This window comes from Paraburkholderia phymatum, assembly GCF_040965635.1.
In the GTDB taxonomy this organism is placed as follows: Bacteria; Pseudomonadota; Gammaproteobacteria; order Burkholderiales; family Burkholderiaceae; genus Paraburkholderia; species Paraburkholderia phymatum_B.
Genome location: NZ_JBFRCH010000053.1, coordinates 19,790 through 36,575 on the forward strand (window position 1 = coordinate 19,790; position 16,786 = coordinate 36,575).

Here is a 16,786-nt window from a genome sequence, read left to right on the forward strand (position 1 = left end):
GTTTGGGGGCTAACGTGGCAGAAGTCCAATCCATCAATTCGAGCGGCCTGGCCGGCTCGAACGGCCGCCGCGACGCGCAGGCCGACGCGGGCGGTCAGGAGTTCCTGATCTTCACGCTCGGCGCCGAAGAGTACGGCATCGACATCCTGAAGGTGCAGGAAATCCGCGGCTACGAAAGCGTGACGCGCATCGCGAACGCGCCGGAATTCATCAAGGGCGTGATCAATCTGCGCGGCATCATCGTGCCGATCGTCGACATGCGCATCAAGTTTCATCTTGGCCGCGTCGAGTACGACCATCAGACCGTCGTGATCATTCTGAACGTCGCGGGCCGCGTGGTCGGCATGGTCGTGGACGGCGTCTCCGACGTGCTGACGCTCGCCAACGACCAGATCATGCCCGCGCCGGAATTCGGCGCGACGCTGACGGCGGAATATCTGACGGGCCTCGGCACGGTCGATGGCCGCATGCTGATCCTGATGGACATCGAAAAGCTGATGACCAGCCGGGAAATGGCATTGACGGAAACGCTCGGCTAGTCACGCGGGCTGCAGGAACGCGGCAAGAACGACAGCTATGCATGAGACCGGAGGAAGCGCTAACACGCCGACTCTAATCGACAGCGTGCATGGGACGGGAGCAAGCGCCAAAGCGCTACCTCCCGTACAGCAAAATCAGGGAGCAGAAAAATGCTGAGCAGATGGTCGATCCGGACGACGCTGACTGTCGTAGGGATCATTCTCGTTGCGCTGACAGTGGTCGTCGGGGCGCTTGGGCTCACGGCGCTGAGCCACTCGGGCGACGCGCTGGAGGGCATCGCGCATGGCGACATCGTGGCGATCCGCACGCTGAACGACTCGTCGTCGTACCTGCTGCGCGCGCGCGTCACGTTCGACCGCGTCAACGCGCTGACGGCGGCGGGCGAGATCGAGCAAACGAAGCAGGTGCTTGACCGTGCGGCCGCACTGCTCGGCAAATCGAACGAAAACTGGCAGGCGTTTCTGAATACCCCGAAGAAGGGTATCGATCAATCGCTGGTCGACGCCGTGGTTGCGAAGCGCGCGTCGCTGATGAACGACGGCGTGAATCCCGAATTCGCGGCGCTGCGCGCGAGCGACCTGTCCGGCTATCACGCAATCGCCGACACGAAGATCAGCCCGATGTTCGTCGCGTATGACGACGCGGCCAGTCCGATGATCAAGGCGTTGCAGGCGCACGCCGACCAGCAGCAGGCGAACGCCGCCGAGCAGATCGCGACGATGCGCGCGCTGATCATCGGCGTCGTGGTGCTCGCGGTGGTGCTGGTGATCGCGATCCGCTTCGCGCTGCGCGGCATGATCGTGCAGCCGCTGAACGACGCGATCGCGTGCTTCGAGCGCATCTCGAAGGGCGACCTCACGCAACAGGTGAATACGTCGGGCACCAACGAAATCGGCCGCCTCTTCCGGGCAGTCGGCCAGATGCAGGAAAGCCTGTCGGCGATGCTCAAGTCGATGCACGCGAGCGTCGAGTCGATCGACACGGGCGCGCGCGAGATCTCGATGGGCAACACCGACCTGTCGCAGCGTACCGAACAGCAAGCCGCCTCGCTGCAGGAAACGGCATCGAGCATGGAGCAACTGACGGGCACCGTGCGCCAGAACGCCGAAAACGCGCGCCAGGCGAGTCAGCTTGCCGTGAACGCGTCGGACATCGCGACGCGCGGCGGCGAAGTGGTGAGCCAGGTGGTCAGCACGATGCAGGACATCGCGACCAGCTCGAACAAGGTCGTCGACATCATCAGCGTGATCGAAGGCATTGCGTTCCAGACGAACATTCTCGCGCTGAACGCGGCCGTCGAAGCGGCGCGCGCGGGCGAGCAGGGCCGCGGCTTCGCGGTCGTTGCGGGCGAAGTGCGCAGCCTCGCGCAACGCAGCGCGAGCGCGGCGAAGGAAATCAAGGAGCTGATCGGCGATTCCGCCGACAAGGTGCAGAGCGGCTCGACACTCGTCGGCCGCGCGGGCACGACGATGGACGAAATCGTGCAGGCCGTGCGCCGCGTGACGGACATCATGGGCGAGATCAGCGCGGCATCGGAAGAGCAATCGGGCGGCATCGAGCAGGTCAACCGCGCCGTCGTGCAGATGGACGCAGTGACGCAGCAAAACGCGGCGCTCGTCGAACAGGCAGCGGCAGCGGCAGCGTCGCTCGAAGAGCAGACGCGCTCGTTGCAGACGGCGATCGGGCACTGGCACGTGAACGGCGCGCAAGCGGCACAAGCGGCACAAGCAGCGCGCGCGGCGGCCACGCCGTCCGCGAACGCAGCGAAGAGCCGTGTGAAGGCAGCCGTCGCCGCGCAGGCGGCGAAGCCCGCGCAGCCTGCCATCGCGAAGGCGGAACCGGCAGCGCCCGCGCCCGCGCGCGTCGAACCGGCCGTCAGAAAGACACCCTTGACGTCGGCGGAACCCGCCGCGCGTCAGACGGCGAAAGCGGCTTCGACGTCGGACGCCGATTGGGAAACGTTCTGACGAACGACACATGGATGGATCAGATGGCCGGCACGCACACGCGGTGCCGGCGACAACGCAGGCAACATTGAACGCAACAGCGGCAAGGGCAGGATCGATGAGCGGTGCGGCGCTCGCTGTGGCAGACGGAAAACATCATGATGGCAACGCGCGCGCAAGCACGCCCTGAACGGGCAGAGCCGGCGAAACCCGGCGAACAGGCTCGCGATTTCGAATTCACGTCGGCGGATTTCGCCCGCATTCGTGAGCTGATTCATCGCAGCGCGGGCATTTCGCTGTCGGATCACAAGCGCGACATGGCGTATAGCCGGCTCGCGCGGCGTCTGCGCGCGCGCGGGATCGACTCGTTTCGCCAATATCTCGACCTCCTCGAATCGGACAACGATCCCGCCGAGTGGGAAGCGTTCACGAACGCGCTCACGACGAACCTCACCGCGTTCTTCCGCGAAGCCCATCACTTTCCGATTCTCGCCGATTTCGTCGCGCGCCGGGCGGGGCCCGTGTCGGTCTGGTGCTCGGCGGCATCGACGGGCGAGGAGCCGTACTCGATCGCGATGACGCTGATCGAAGCGCTCGGCGAGCAGGCCGCGCGCCAGGCGAGCGTGCTCGCGACCGACATCGACACGCAGGTGCTCGCCAAAGGCGAGGCGGGCATGTACCAGTTCGACCAGGTCAAGCATCTGTCGCAGGAGCGGCTCAAGCGCTTTTTCCTGAAGGGCACGGGCGCGCATGCGGGCATGGTGAAGGTGCGTCCCGAGCTGCGCGCGATGATCCGCTTCGAGCAACTGAATCTGACCGAGCGCGACTACAGGCTGAATACGCAGTTCGACGCGATCTTCTGCCGCAACGTGATGATCTATTTCGACAAGCCGACGCAAGGGCAGGTGCTCTCGCGCTTCGAGCCGCTCGTGAAGCCGGGCGGCCTGCTGTTCGCCGGCCACTCGGAGAACTTCACGTATGTCACGCAGGCATTCCGTCTGCGCGGGCAAACCGTCTACGAACTGACCCGCGATGCAGGCGCTGCGCGCACGGCTCATCGTGCGGCGAGCCACGGCGCGACGAGCGGGGTGCCCGCATGAGCAGCACCCTGCCGATCGCAACGAATCTCTATTTCGACAATCACTTCAAGCGCCCCGGCGTCAAGCTGCTGCCGAACGAGTTCTACACGACGAACGAAGACATGGTGCTCGTCACGGTGCTCGGCTCGTGCGTGGCGGCCTGCATCCAGGATCGCACGGCGGGTATCGGCGGGATGAATCACTTCATGCTGCCCGACGACGGCGCCGATGTCGCGCAGGCCGCTTCCGACTCGATGCGCTACGGCGCCTACGCGATGGAAGTGCTGATCAACGAGCTGATCAAGGCGGGCGGCCGCCGCGAGCGTTTCGAGGCGAAGGTGTTCGGCGGCGCGGCCGTGCTCGCGGGCATGACGACGATGAACATCGGCGACCGCAACTCCGCCTTCGTGCGCCGCTATCTCGCGCTCGAAAAGATTCCCATCGTCGCCGAAGACCTGGAAGGCAATCATCCGCGCAAAGTCGCTTTCATGCCGCGCACGGGCCAGGTGATGGTCAAGAAGCTGCGTCTGCAACAGGAAGCCGGTGTCGCGGAACGCGAGCAGGCGCTCGCGCGGCAATCGGCCGAAGCGCGCGCCGAGCGGCTTGCAAAAGCGCGCGCACGCGTCGAGCTGTTCGCGGCGCCCGCTGCGGGTAAGCCGCGCATCGAGCTGTTCGGCGCGGGCGTATCGGCTGGGGCAAACGCGGCGGCAAATCCGGCGGCGAGCCCGAATGCGGGCGCGGCACGCCCGGCCGGCGCGAAGCCGCGCATCGAATTATTCGGCGCGTCCGCGCGCCCGACTCAATCAAACAACGCCAGGACTGTAGAGGAGGCGTGAGCGCTGTGCAAAAGATCAAGGTACTGTGCGTCGACGATTCGGCGCTGATTCGCAGTCTGATGACGGAAATCATCAACAGCCAGCCCGACATGACGGTCGTCGCCACCGCGCCCGACCCGCTCGTCGCGCGCGAACTCATCAAGCAGCACAACCCGGACGTGCTGACGCTCGACGTCGAAATGCCGCGCATGGACGGCCTCGACTTCCTCGAAAAGCTGATGCGCCTGCGTCCGATGCCTGTCGTGATGGTGTCGTCGCTGACGGAGCGCGGCTCGGAGATCACGCTGCGCGCGCTCGAACTGGGTGCCGTCGATTTCGTCACGAAGCCGCGCGTCGGCATTCGCGACGGCATGCTCGAATACGCGGAAAAGCTCGCCGACAAGGTGCGCGCCGCTGCCCGCGCGCGCGTGCGCCAGGCGGCGCCCGCACAACACGCGCCCGCAGCCGGTCAGGCCGCTGCGTCCGCCGCGCCGCACGCGCCGCTCTTCAACAACCCGCTCGTGTCGACGGAAAAGCTGATCATCGTCGGCGCATCGACGGGCGGCACGGAAGCGATCCGCGAAGTGCTGATGCCGCTGCCGCCCGATGCGCCCGCCGTGCTGATCGCGCAGCACATGCCGCCCGGATTCACAAAATCTTTTGCGCAACGCCTTAATGGTTTGTGCCGGATTACCGTTAAAGAGGCTGAGCACGGCGAACGCGTGCTGCCGGGGCATGCGTATATCGCGCCCGGCCACGCTCACCTGCTTCTTGCCCGCAGCGGCGCGAACTATATCGCGCATCTGTCAGACGACCCGCCCGTCAACCGGCATCGTCCGTCTGTCGATGTGCTGTTCCGCTCGGCTGCGCTGCATGCCGGGAAGAACGCCGTCGGCGTGATTCTCACGGGCATGGGGCGCGACGGCGCGGCGGGCTTGCTCGATATGCGCAAGACGGGCGCTTACACGCTCGCGCAGGACGAAGCGAGCTGCATCGTGTTCGGCATGCCGCGCGAGGCGATCGCGATGGGCGCTGCGGACGAGATCGCGCCGCTTTCGGAAATGAGCCGGCGCGTGATGGCGCGTCTGGCTGCAATGGGTGATCGCGTTCAGCGCGTATGATGCGGCCTCGGCCAAATGTTTGAGATGGGCCAGTGACCGCACCATCTGGATTGGAAAAAGGAACAGGACATGGATAAGGGAATGAAGATTCTGGTTGTGGACGACTTTCCGACGATGCGCCGGATCGTCCGCAATCTGTTGAAGGAACTGGGCTACTCGAACGTCGACGAAGCGGAAGACGGTGCAGCGGGCCTCGCGCGTCTGCGCAGCGGCAGCTACGAGTTCGTGATTTCGGACTGGAACATGCCGAACCTCGACGGCCTCGCGATGCTCAAGGAAATCCGCGCCGATGCGTCGCTCGCGCATCTGCCCGTGCTGATGGTCACGGCCGAATCGAAGAAGGAAAACATCATCGCTGCCGCGCAGGCGGGCGCCAGCGGCTATGTCGTGAAGCCGTTCACGGCCGCGACGCTCGACGAGAAGCTCAACAAGATCCTCGAGAAGATGGCGAAAGCCGGGAGCTGATGTGAACCCATCGATCAACGAGCAAGGCGCCAGGGAAGACGGCACCGACCTCGCGACCGACCGCATCCTCGCACGCATCGGACATCTCACGCGCACGCTGCGCGATTCGATGCGCGAGCTGGGGATCGACAAGCACGTCGAGCGCGCGGCGGAAGCAGTGCCGGACGCTCGCGACCGTCTGAAATACATCGCGACGATGACCGAGCAGGCGGCCGAGCGCGTGCTGTCGTCGATCGAGGTCGCGAAGCCGATGCAGGAGCAGTTGCAGCAGGGCGCGGCCACTCTCGACGCGCGCTGGGAGCAATGGTACTCGGCGCCCATCGAGCGCGAGGAAGTGCGCGCGCTGATGAACGACACGCGCGCGTTCCTGCGCGGCGTGCCCGAAATCACGTCGGCGACCAACGCTCAACTGCTCGAGATCATGCTGGCGCAGGACTTCCAGGACCTGACGGGCCAGGTCATCAAGAAGATCACGGACGTCGTGTACCTGATCGAGCAACAGCTTCTCGGCGTGCTGATCGACAACATCGCGGCCGAGCGGCGCGAGCAGTTCGCGGCGACGGCGGCGCAACTCGCGGCGCAAGCCCAGCACGACCCGATCTCGCCGACAGGCAGCCCGCAGAGTCTGTTGAACGGTCCGCAGATCAATCCGGAAGGCAAGCCCGACGTGTTGCAGGACCAGAGCCAGGTCGACGATCTGCTTGCCAGCCTCGGCTTCTAAGGCGCACGGCTGCTTCCTGGGCCGCGCCGGACATGGCCGGCACGGCCGCCGCGGCGGCGCGCGCGTCTTGCCGCGCCGCTCGTTGAGTTCCCTGGCGTTCTTTGCGGACCACTCAGGCCCAATTCGGGCCCAATTCGGGCCCAATTCGGGCCCAGTCTCTCCCTCGGTCATGTGTCCGCGAACGCCCATCCGGGCGTCCGCTTCAGGCTTCGCGCGAAGCCGTGAGCGCCGTTTCAGCATCTTCCGTATCGATGCTCACCGCATCGGCGCGCGCCCGTTCGTACGATCGCACACCGCTTCACGTCATCAACCGCTGGCATACTTACGGTCGGGGGAGGATAGCGTGGGACGGCGCCCGATGCCGTCTGACGCACGGCGCTCGCATGCGCAGGCGCGCGGTTTCCTCCTGAATGAACAGACCGGGTCCGTGAACTGCTGGCACTGTCCAGTGTCGATTGGGCGGAGGAATATAACCATGTCGATTAGCTTCAGCCGTGCCGCTGTCTTTTCAGCGTTTGGATTGTGTTGCGCGCTGCCGGGACTGCTCGTTTCGCAGCCTGCCAGCGCCGCTCTGGGCGGCAGCCCGATGACCCCGCCCGCCGGCGCTACGACCCAGACGGTGCCCGCGCCGTCCGGTGTCGCCGTGATGCGCAGCGCGTCGGGCGGTTCGGCCGCGTCCGCTTCGTCTTCTTCCGCCAGCACCGCCGCGTCGTACACGGTGCGCGAGACCACGCTCGGCAACGGCACCGTCGTGCGCGAGTACATCTCGACGGCGGGCAGCGTCTTCGGCCTCGCGTGGAGCGGGCCGCAAATGCCCGACCTTTCCGACCTGCTAGGCAGTTATTTCCCCCAGTACGTGGCGGGCGTGACAAATGCACGTCAGTTGCGCGGCGGCGGACACGGCCCCGGCGTCGTGCAGGAGAGCGGGCTCGTCGTGCATTCGGGCGGCCATATGGGCGCTTTCTCCGGCCAGGCTTACCTGCCGCAGGCACTGCCGGCTGGCGTGAGCGGCACCGATATCAAGTAACGACGGGAGACGAACCATGCGATTCGCGAAGATCGAGAAGTCCATCCACGTCGTAAAGGCCGTGCTCGCCATCTGCGTCGTGTCGATGACGGCATTCGTCGCCGGATGCGGCGGCGGCGGTGGTGGAGGTGGCGACGGGGGCGGAAGCTCGTCGTCCTCGTCGGGCGCCAGCAACGCCCCCAACCAGCAGCCGATTGCCGCCAACGCGCCGAACACGGTGGCCGTGACGGTGGATCGCGGCGTCGCGAACCTCATCAACATACCGACTGTCAGCGTGACCATCTGCCAGCCGGGCACGCCACCGAGCAGCAACACCTGCACGACCGTCGACCATGTGCTGCTCGACACGGGCTCGTTCGGCGTGCGCATCGTCAATTCCGCGCTCGGCTCGCTCGCGAGCGCGCTGCCCATCCAGCAGGCGACGGCGGGAGGCCAGCTCGCCGAGTGCACGCACTTCGCCGACGGCTTCACGTGGGGTACGACGCGCACGGCGACGGTGCAGGTCAGCGGCGAGGTGGCGAGCAACATTCCCATCCAGGTGATCGGCGACCTGGACGCTTCGACGATACCCTCGGGCGGCTGCATCAACGGCGCGGCCGAGAATACCGCGCAGACGTTGGGCGCGAACGGCATCATCGGCATCGGCGTGGCGCCTTTCGATTGCGGAGCGGCCTGCGCGGTCCAGGCCAATGTCGCGCAGTTCAGTAACTACTACGCGTGCACCGGCACGAACTGCGTGCGCACGCTCGCGGAACTGTCGAAGCAGGTGGCCAACCCCGTGCCGAACTTCGCCGCCGACAACAACGGCGTGATCGTGCAGATGGCGCCCATCTCCGCGAACGGCCAGGCATCGGCGACAGGGACGGTCGTGTTCGGCATCGGCACGCAGTCGAACAACGGCCAGGAACAGGGGATAACGACCTTTACGACCGATGCGTCCGGCGACCTCGTCAACAGCAAGTTCAACGGCGCGACGACCAACACGTTCATGGACAGCGGCTCGAACGGCTACTTCTTCCAGGACGGTTCAATGCCGTTGTGCACTGGCAATCTGGCGTCGTTCTACTGTCCGGCCACGACCCAGCAACGCACGGTCACGCTCGTCGGCGCGAACGGCGTGACGGGCAACGTGCTGCTCAACGTCGCGAATACGCAGAACCTGTTGAGCGCGGGGAGCAACTTCGCGTTCAACGACCTCGGCGGGCAGATCGGCTCGTTGAGCGCGTTCGATCTCGGTCTGCCGTTCTTCTTCGGCCGCCACGTCTACTACGGGATGGACAAGCGCGCGTCGGGCGGGCAAGCGCCGTTCGTCGCGTTCCCGTTGTGATCGCGTGCCGGCCCGCAGCTCGCGGGCCGGCGCATTGAACGGAAGCGGACGTTCCTCCGCTTCCGGTTCCCTGGGCGGCGCATGTTCGCGCCGCCCCATCGTTTGAAATACCCCCCTTTCCCCGCCTTTATCCGCCAATCGCCGCTCGACGTCTGCGGGAATAATCGCTCTGACTGAAAAAGGGCATGGTGCCCTCGCAGCCGGAGAACGCGTTGGCAGAGGATAGCGACCTCGAAAAAACCGAATCAGCCACCCCCCGGCGCCTCGACAAGGCGCGGGAGGAAGGGCAGGTCGCGCGTTCGCGGGAGCTGGCGACGTTCGCGCTCGTCGCGGCCGGGTTTCTCGGCGCGTGGGGCATGTCCGGCATGATCGGCGAGCACGTGCAGACGATGCTGCGCGCGGCCTTCACGTTCAATCACGAAACCGTCTTCGACACGAAGCGCACGCTGTCCGACGCGGGCGCCGTCGCGCGCGAAGGCCTCTACGTGCTGCTGCCGATGCTCGTGCTGACGGGCCTCGCCGCGCTGCTCGCGCCGATGGCGCTCGGCGGCTGGCTGCTGTCGACGAAGTCGCTGTCGCCGAATTTCGGGCGTCTGAACCCCGTGACGGGCCTTGGCCGCATGTTTTCGATCAACGGGTCGATCCAGCTCGGCATGTCGCTCGTGAAGATCATCGTCGTCGGGCTGATCGGCGGACTTGCGATCTGGCACAAGCACGACGACATCCTTGCGCTCGCGACGCAGCCGCTGCATATCGCGCTGTCGAACGCCGGACATCTGGTCGCCGCGTGCTGCGCGATGACGGTCGCGGGCATGTTCGTGATCGCCGCGCTCGACGTGCCGTATCAGCTATGGAGCTTCCACAAGAAGCTGCGCATGACGAAGGAAGAAGTGAAGCGCGAGCATCGCGAGAGCGAAGGCGATCCGCATGTGAAGGCACGCCTGCGTTCGCAGCAGCGCGCGATGGCCCGCCGCCGGATGATGGCGAACGTGCCGAAAGCCGACGTCGTCGTGACGAACCCGACGCACTTCGCCGTCGCGCTGCAATACACGGACGGCGAGATGGGCGCGCCGAAGGTCGTCGCGAAGGGCGTGAACCTCGTGGCCGCGCGCATCCGCGAACTGGCGGCGGAGCACAACATTCCGCTGCTCGAAGCGCCGCCGCTCGCGCGCGCGCTCTATCACAACGTCGAACTGAATCGCGAGATTCCGGGCGCGCTGTACGGCGCCGTCGCGGAAGTGCTCGCATGGGTCTATCAACTGCGCCGCTTCAAGGAAGACGGCGGCACAGCGCCTGTCGCACCGACGGACCTCGACGTTCCGCCGGAACTGGACAAGGGCGGCGTGCCGGACGACGAAGCGGACCAGGAAGCCGCCGATGCGCTCGGCGGCGACACTCAAGGTAACGGAGCATCAGCATGAACGCCCGCGCGGGTTTCCTTTCACGACGGCCGGAAGCGCTGAACGGCACCAATCTGCGGGCACTGGCGGGCCCGCTTCTGATCTGCATGATCCTCGGCATGATGATCCTGCCGTTGCCGCCGTTCCTGCTGGATCTGCTGTTCACGTTCAACATCGCGCTTTCCGTGATGGTGCTGCTCGTCAGCATGTACACGATGAAGCCGCTCGACTTCGCGGCATTCCCGAGCGTGCTGCTGTTCTCGACGCTGCTGCGGCTGTCGCTGAACGTCGCGTCGACGCGTATCGTGCTGCTCGAAGGCCACACCGGGCCGGGCGCGGCGGGCGCCGTGATCGAGGCGTTCGGGCACTTCCTCGTCGGCGGCAACTTCGCGGTCGGCATCGTCGTGTTCATCATCCTGATGGTCATCAACTTCATGGTGATCACGAAGGGCGCGGGACGTATCGCGGAAGTGTCCGCGCGCTTCACGCTCGACGCGATGCCCGGCAAGCAGATGTCGATCGACGCCGACCTGAACGCCGGCATGATCAATGAGGAGCAGGCGCGCAAGCGTCGGATGGAAGTCGCGCAGGAAGCCGAGTTCTACGGTTCGATGGACGGCGCGAGCAAGTTCGTGCGCGGCGATGCGATTGCCGGCCTGCTGATCATGGTGATCAACATCATCGGCGGGCTGATCGTCGGCATCGTCCAGCACGGCATGGACTTCGGCGACGCGGGCAAGACCTACACGCTGCTCACGATCGGCGACGGCCTCGTCGCGCAGATTCCGTCGCTCGTCATTTCGACAGCGGCGGGCGTGATCGTGTCGCGCGTCGCGACCGACGAAGACATCGGCACCCAGCTCACGGGCCAGCTGTTCACGAATCCGCGCGTGCTGACTATCACGGGCTCGATCCTCGTGCTGATGGGCCTGATCCCCAACATGCCGCACTTCGCGTTTCTGCTGCTGGGCGGCGGCGCGATCCAGCTCGGCCGCGTGATGAAGAAGCGTGCCGCGAAGAGCAAGACGGCTGCCGCGCTCGTCGATGCCGTGCCGCAGGCGCTCGCGTCGACGGAAGCGGCGGAAGCCAGCTGGGACGACGTGACGATGATCGACGCGCTCGGCCTCGAGGTCGGCTATCGGCTGATCCCGCTCGTCGACAAGAACTCGGACGGCGAGCTGCTCAAGCGCATCAAGAACATTCGCAAGAAGTTCGCGCAGGAAATCGGCTTCCTGCCGCCCGTCATTCATATCCGCGACAACCTGGAGCTGCGCCCGAACGGCTACCGGATCGCGCTCAAGGGCGTCGAAGTGGGTGTCGGCGACGCGTATCCGGGCCAATGGCTCGCGATCAATCCCGGCCAGGTCACGGCCGCGCTGCCCGGCACGCCGACCCAGGACCCGGCGTTCGGCCTGCCCGCGATCTGGATCGACACGAACCTGCGCGAACAGGCGCAGGTGTACGGCTACACGGTGGTCGATTCGAGCACGGTCGTCGCGACTCACCTGAATCACCTCGTCGTCACGCACGCGGCGGAACTGCTCGGCCGCCAGGAAGTGCAGGCGCTGATCGAGCGGATGCAGAAGGACGCGGCGCCCCTCGTCGACGATGTGGTGCCGAAGGTGATTCCCGTCGCGGCGCTGCAAAAGGTGCTGCAGAACCTGCTGGAAGAAGGCGTGCCGATCCGCGATATGCGCACGATCCTCGAAGCGCTGTCCGAGCACGCGCCGAAGCTCACTGATCCGCACGATCTCACGGCGGCCGTGCGTCTCGCGCTGGGCCGCGCGATCACGCAGCAGTGGTTCCCCGGCAACGGCGACATCCAGGTGATGGGACTCGACGCGCATCTGGAGCGGCTCCTGAGCCAGGCGCTCAACACGGGCGCGAATCCCGGCCTCGAACCGGGTCTCGCGAACACGCTGCTGATGGAGACGCAAAAGGCGATGACGCGCCAGCAGAACATCGGTCTCGCGCCCGTGATGCTCGTCCAGCATTCGCTGCGCGCGATGCTCGCGCGCTTCCTGCGCCGCAGCCTGCCGCAGCTGAAGGTGCTGTCGTACGCGGAAGTGCCCGATACGCGGCATGTGAGGGTCGTCAACGTGATCGGCACGCAAGGGTGAGCCTGAGCGCGTTCGTGTGCGGTCCTCGCGGCGCGTTCGCGGCGCTTCGCCACCATCTTCACGAGCGCTACGATCGCCGCCGCGATTGCCCGCGGCTGTCTCGCGGACTGGATGTCCGATTCGAAGGCCGTCCGCTTCACGCGGCCGGCCTTTTTGGATTGACGCGCACGGCGCCTTGATGCGCAAGGCCTCGCGTCCGCTGAAGTTGATGAGCGGTGCATGTTGCCGGTCGGATCGGCCGGCTTCGACGGTCGTTCCCGGCTTCCGGAGCAGGCGCCGAATGCGTGAATTGCCAGCGTTTCACCGTCTTTATTGCCCGATGGACGGTGGACGTCTTTCGCAATAATTCATCTCATCGGGAAACGGTATGTCGCCGGTCCGCGCTGCTCATCGGAGAACCAGCTTGAACATTCGTAAATTTGTCGGTGCAACGAGTCGTGACGCGCTGCGTCTCGTTCGCGAGGCATTGGGCTCCGATGCAGTCGTATTGTCGAATCGCACGAATGAAGATGGGACCGTCGAGATCGTCGCGGTCGCCGACCGGGATCTGAACGCAATCGCGCCGCGCGCCCAGGAAAGCGCCGCGGTGCCCGCGACGGGCGCAAGCGCGCCGGCAGGCACGGCGCTGATCGCCGGTCCCGCGATGAACGCAGGCGCCACCACGCGCGCGCCGATGCCCGTCAATCCGTACGCGAGCGGGATGCCCGACGTGTTCTCGTCGGTGTTCGGCGCGAGCCCGGAAGCGGGCACCGAGCGCATGCCCGCCGCGAGCGAAGAGAAGGCCGAGCCGCAACGCGCGATGGCGGCCGCCGGCGAAGGCCCGGCAACCGACAGCAAGCCGATGGGCGCATCGAACGCTGCGCGCGCAACCGACGACGTACGAGTCGAACTGCGCCAGGAATCGCGCGGCGAACTGCGCGCGGATGCATCGGCTGCACCTTCCGTGGCAAGCAAGCCCACGATGCCTGAAGTGCCGGCCCGTCCCCGCACGATGGCCGAAACGAATCCGTGGCTGATCGATCACGCGCGCCGCATCGCGGCCAAGGACGTGGTCCCCGCCGCCAATCCGACGATGACGCCCGCCGCCGCGATCGCGCGCGGCCTGGGCACGCCCGTCGATCCGCGCGAGCCGGCCGTCAACGAAGCGGCGACGCCCGAGTGGGCGCGCGAAGCCGCGCAACTCGCCGCGCGCCGCGCATCGCCGAAGAACACGCCCGCGGCGTACGAAGTCGCGGGCGACATCGCTCACTCGGCCGATGCGCGCCGGAGCGCCGCCGCCGAGATGACGCCGAAGTCGGCCGCCGATCTGATGGAGTCGGTGAAGTCGCGTATCGAGCAGATGGTCAACGAGACCGTGATGAACGAGCTGACGTCGATGCGCGGCATGATGGAAGAGCAGTTCGCAGGCCTGCAATGGGCCGATCGCCAGCGCCGCAGCCCGACGCATGCGGCGTTGACGAAGCACCTGTTCGCGGCCGGCTTCTCCGCGCAGCTCGTGAGGATGGTCATCGACAATCTGCCTGACGTCGAAAGCATGGACGAGGGCCTCGATTGGGTGAAGACGGTGCTCGAATCGAACGTGCCCGTGCTGGAAAACGAAGACGCGCTGATGGAGCGCGGCGGCGTGTTCGCGCTGATGGGCCCGACGGGCGTCGGCAAGACCACGACGACGGCGAAGCTCGCGGCGCGCTGCGTGATGCGCTTCGGCGCAAGCAAGGTCGCGCTGCTCACGACCGACAGCTACCGGATCGGCGGGCACGAGCAACTGCGCATCTTCGGCAAGATCCTGGGCGTGTCGGTGCATGCGGTGAAGGACACCGCCGATCTTCAGCTCGCGCTCTCCGAGCTGCGCAACAAACATATCGTGCTGATCGACACGATCGGCATGAGCCAGCGCGACCGGCTCGTCTCCGACCAGATCGCGATGCTGTGCCGTGCGGGCCAGCCCGTCCAGCGCCTGCTGCTGCTGAACGCGACGAGCCACGGCGACACGCTGAACGAAGTCGTGCAGGCCTACCAGAACGCGCCGGACCAGCAGCCGCTCGCCGGCTGCATCCTGACCAAGCTCGACGAAGCGACCAATCTCGGCGCGGTGCTCGATACGGTGATCCGCTACAAGCTGTCCGTGCACTACGTGTCGACGGGACAGAAGGTGCCCGAGAACCTGTACGTCGCGACGAAGAAATTCCTCATCAAGAGCGCTTTCTGCATTCCGCGTGACAACTCGCCGTTCGTCCCGCAGGACGAGGATGTGCCGGCGCTGCTGTCGGCGCTGTCGGCCCGTTCGACCGCCGATCTGCATGAGGTTCGCTTTGGATAAGTTTGTGCAGGATCAGGCGGAAGGACTGCGGCGGCTGCTCGCTCGCACCGGCTCGCGGGTCGTTGCGGTCGCGGGCGGCACGCGCGGAGTGGGCGCGACGACGACGGTGGTGAATCTGGCGGCGGCGCTCGCGGAGCAGGGCAAGGACGTGCTGGTGATCGACGAGTGTCTGGGCGAGCGCTCGGTGAGCGCGACGCTCGGCGGCGTGCGGGGCGCGGGCAACTTCTCCGCGGTGATGCGCGGCGAGATGACGCTCGAAGAAGCGACAGGGCGGCATGCGCTCGGCTTTGCGGTCCTCGCTGCGTCGCGCGGCAATTGCGAAAGCTGCACGAAGGAGCAACTGGGCGTGGTGCTGAGAGGATCGGCGGATGTCGTGCTGATCGATGCGCAGGTGGGCCGCGAGGGCGCGTTGTCGGCGCTCGCGAGTCAGTCGCATGACGTGATGGTCGTCACGCGCGTCGCGGCGCAGGCGATCACCGATGCGTACGCGTGCATGAAGCGTCTGCACTTCTCGCATGCGATCGCGCAGTTTCGCGTGCTGATGAACCACGTGCAGAGCATCGCCGATGCGCACGTCGCGTTTGAAAACCTGGCGGGCGTGGCGGGGCGCTACCTCGCCGTATCGCTGGAGGAGGCGGGCTGCGTCTCATCCGAGCCTTTGATGGCGCGAGCCATGGAGTTGTCACGCTGCGTCGTCGATGCGTTCCCATCGGCACCTGCAGCGCGCGACTTTCGGCATATCGCGGCCGAACTGCAGTACTGGCCGATGCGGCCAGCGATTTCGTCACGGGCGCACAGTGTGCCGCCGGCGGCGGTGACAGCGGCGCAATTCGCCGACCAACCGTCCGCGCAGCACGCCTGAAGGCGGCAAGAACAAGGGGAGCACGATGTACAACGCTCAAGGAAAGATATCGCAGGCCGACGTCTTGACGAAGTACGCGCCGCTGGTGCGCCGTCTCGGCTTGCAGCTCGTCGCGAAGATGCCGGCGAGCGTGGATCTCGACGATCTGATCCAGGCGGGCATGATTGGCCTGCTGGACGCGGCGAGCCGCTACAAGGAAGATCAGGGCGCGCAGTTCGAGACGTACGCGAGCCAGCGGATTCGCGGCGCGATGCTCGACGAGCTGCGCAGCAACGACTGGCTGCCGCGCAGCTTGCGCCGCACGTCGCGCGAGGTCGAGACGGCCGTGCACAAGGTCGAGCAGACGCTGGGCCGGTCGGCGAGCGAGGCGGAGATTGCCGAGCATCTGAAGATGCCGCTCGAAGAGTATCAGTCGATGCTGCAGGACCTGCATGGCAGTCAGCTGATCTACTACGAGGACTTCGATCGTTCCGCTGACGACGAGCCGTTTCTCGACCGGTATTGCGTCGATCACTCCGATCCGCTGTCGGCGCTGCTCGACGAGAGCTTGCGCGGCGCGCTGGTCGAGGCGATCGAGCGGCTACCGGAGCGCGAGAAGCTGCTGATGTCGCTTTACTATGAGCGCGGATTGAATCTGCGCGAGATCGGGGCGGTGATGGAGGTCAGCGAGTCGCGGGTGTGTCAGTTGCATTCGCAGGCCGTCGCACGGTTGCGGACTCGCTTGCGCGAGCAGGCTTGGGCTTCGGCGGAGACTAACTGATTTTTGTTTTTGCCCTGCGGGCGGCTTGTTTTTTTCTTTCTTAGAGAGCTGATCTTTTTTAAGGTCGGCTCTTTTGGTTTTTTGTTCTTCGCTTTTGTCTGCGACGGCTTTTTTGTGGTGGTGCTTTTGTCGTTGCGCTGGCATCTGCGATTGCGCCCTCGCGGCGCGGGCGTTGCCCCTGTGCGGGGCGGCACTCACTTTCTTTGCCGCCGCAAAGAAAGTAAGGGAAGGTCTGAACAACCCGTTTTTTTATCGCACTTCTGCCGAGCGCCCGAGACAGGGA

Annotated in this window: 15 protein-coding genes; all 15 read left to right on the forward strand. The window is 65.8% G+C overall.

Going from position 1 to position 16,786, the window contains the following annotated elements:
• Positions 1–14 precede the first annotated feature (14 nt).
• The gene (locus tag AB4Y32_RS38085) at positions 15–539 is read left to right on the forward strand and encodes a chemotaxis protein CheW (RefSeq protein WP_368726217.1); all 525 of its coding nucleotides are present in this window, start codon (positions 15–17) and stop codon (positions 537–539) included.
• Between the two features lie 150 nt (positions 540–689).
• Complete coding sequence (locus AB4Y32_RS38090) at positions 690–2,507, forward strand: methyl-accepting chemotaxis protein (protein WP_368726218.1); 1,818 nt, start codon at positions 690–692, stop codon at positions 2,505–2,507.
• A 137-nt stretch (positions 2,508–2,644) separates the two neighbouring features.
• Positions 2,645–3,586, forward strand: a complete 942-nt coding sequence (locus AB4Y32_RS38095) for a CheR family methyltransferase (protein WP_368726219.1) — start codon at positions 2,645–2,647, stop codon at positions 3,584–3,586.
• Positions 3,583–4,401 carry a chemoreceptor glutamine deamidase CheD gene (gene cheD, locus AB4Y32_RS38100; protein WP_368726220.1) on the forward strand — a complete coding sequence of 273 codons (819 nt, stop codon included), beginning with the start codon at positions 3,583–3,585 and terminating at the stop codon, positions 4,399–4,401. Before AB4Y32_RS38095 ends, cheD begins: the two co-directional genes overlap by 4 nt.
• A 5-nt stretch (positions 4,402–4,406) precedes the next feature.
• Complete coding sequence (locus AB4Y32_RS38105) at positions 4,407–5,501, forward strand: chemotaxis response regulator protein-glutamate methylesterase (protein WP_368726229.1); 1,095 nt, start codon at positions 4,407–4,409, stop codon at positions 5,499–5,501.
• Between the two features lie 69 nt (positions 5,502–5,570).
• Positions 5,571–5,966 carry a chemotaxis response regulator CheY gene (gene cheY, locus AB4Y32_RS38110; RefSeq protein ID WP_018418782.1) on the forward strand — a complete coding sequence of 132 codons (396 nt, stop codon included), beginning with the start codon at positions 5,571–5,573 and terminating at the stop codon, positions 5,964–5,966.
• A gap of 1 nt (position 5,967) precedes the next feature.
• A complete protein-coding gene (gene cheZ / locus AB4Y32_RS38115) occupies positions 5,968–6,687 on the forward strand; it encodes a protein phosphatase CheZ (RefSeq protein WP_368726221.1) in 720 nt (239 codons plus the stop codon).
• 475 nt (positions 6,688–7,162) lie between these two features.
• Positions 7,163–7,714: a DUF2844 domain-containing protein gene (locus AB4Y32_RS38120; RefSeq protein ID WP_368726222.1), complete on the forward strand. Its 552-nt coding sequence runs from the start codon at positions 7,163–7,165 to the stop codon at positions 7,712–7,714.
• Between the two features lie 16 nt (positions 7,715–7,730).
• On the forward strand, positions 7,731–9,041 hold the full coding sequence (locus AB4Y32_RS38125) for a DUF3443 domain-containing protein (protein ID WP_368726223.1): 1,311 nt from the start codon (positions 7,731–7,733) through the stop codon (positions 9,039–9,041).
• Positions 9,042–9,253: 212 nt separating this feature from the next.
• A complete protein-coding gene (gene flhB / locus AB4Y32_RS38130; protein WP_368726230.1) occupies positions 9,254–10,462 on the forward strand; it encodes a flagellar biosynthesis protein FlhB in 1,209 nt (402 codons plus the stop codon).
• The gene (gene flhA, locus AB4Y32_RS38135; protein WP_368726224.1) at positions 10,459–12,561 is read left to right on the forward strand and encodes a flagellar biosynthesis protein FlhA; all 2,103 of its coding nucleotides are present in this window, start codon (positions 10,459–10,461) and stop codon (positions 12,559–12,561) included. The genes flhB and flhA overlap by 4 nt, the downstream gene beginning before the upstream one ends.
• Positions 12,562–12,964: 403 nt before the next feature.
• Entirely contained in the window at positions 12,965–14,881 is a 1,917-nt protein-coding gene (gene flhF, locus AB4Y32_RS38140) for a flagellar biosynthesis protein FlhF (protein WP_368726225.1), read from the forward strand.
• A complete protein-coding gene (locus tag AB4Y32_RS38145) occupies positions 14,874–15,743 on the forward strand; it encodes a MinD/ParA family protein (RefSeq protein ID WP_368726226.1) in 870 nt (289 codons plus the stop codon). Before flhF ends, AB4Y32_RS38145 begins: the two co-directional genes overlap by 8 nt.
• A gap of 25 nt (positions 15,744–15,768) precedes the next feature.
• Entirely contained in the window at positions 15,769–16,503 is a 735-nt protein-coding gene (locus AB4Y32_RS38150; protein WP_368726227.1) for an RNA polymerase sigma factor FliA, read from the forward strand.
• 3 nt (positions 16,504–16,506) lie between these two features.
• The coding region (locus tag AB4Y32_RS38155) for a hypothetical protein (protein ID WP_368726228.1) at positions 16,507–16,786 on the forward strand (280 nt) is incomplete at its 3' end.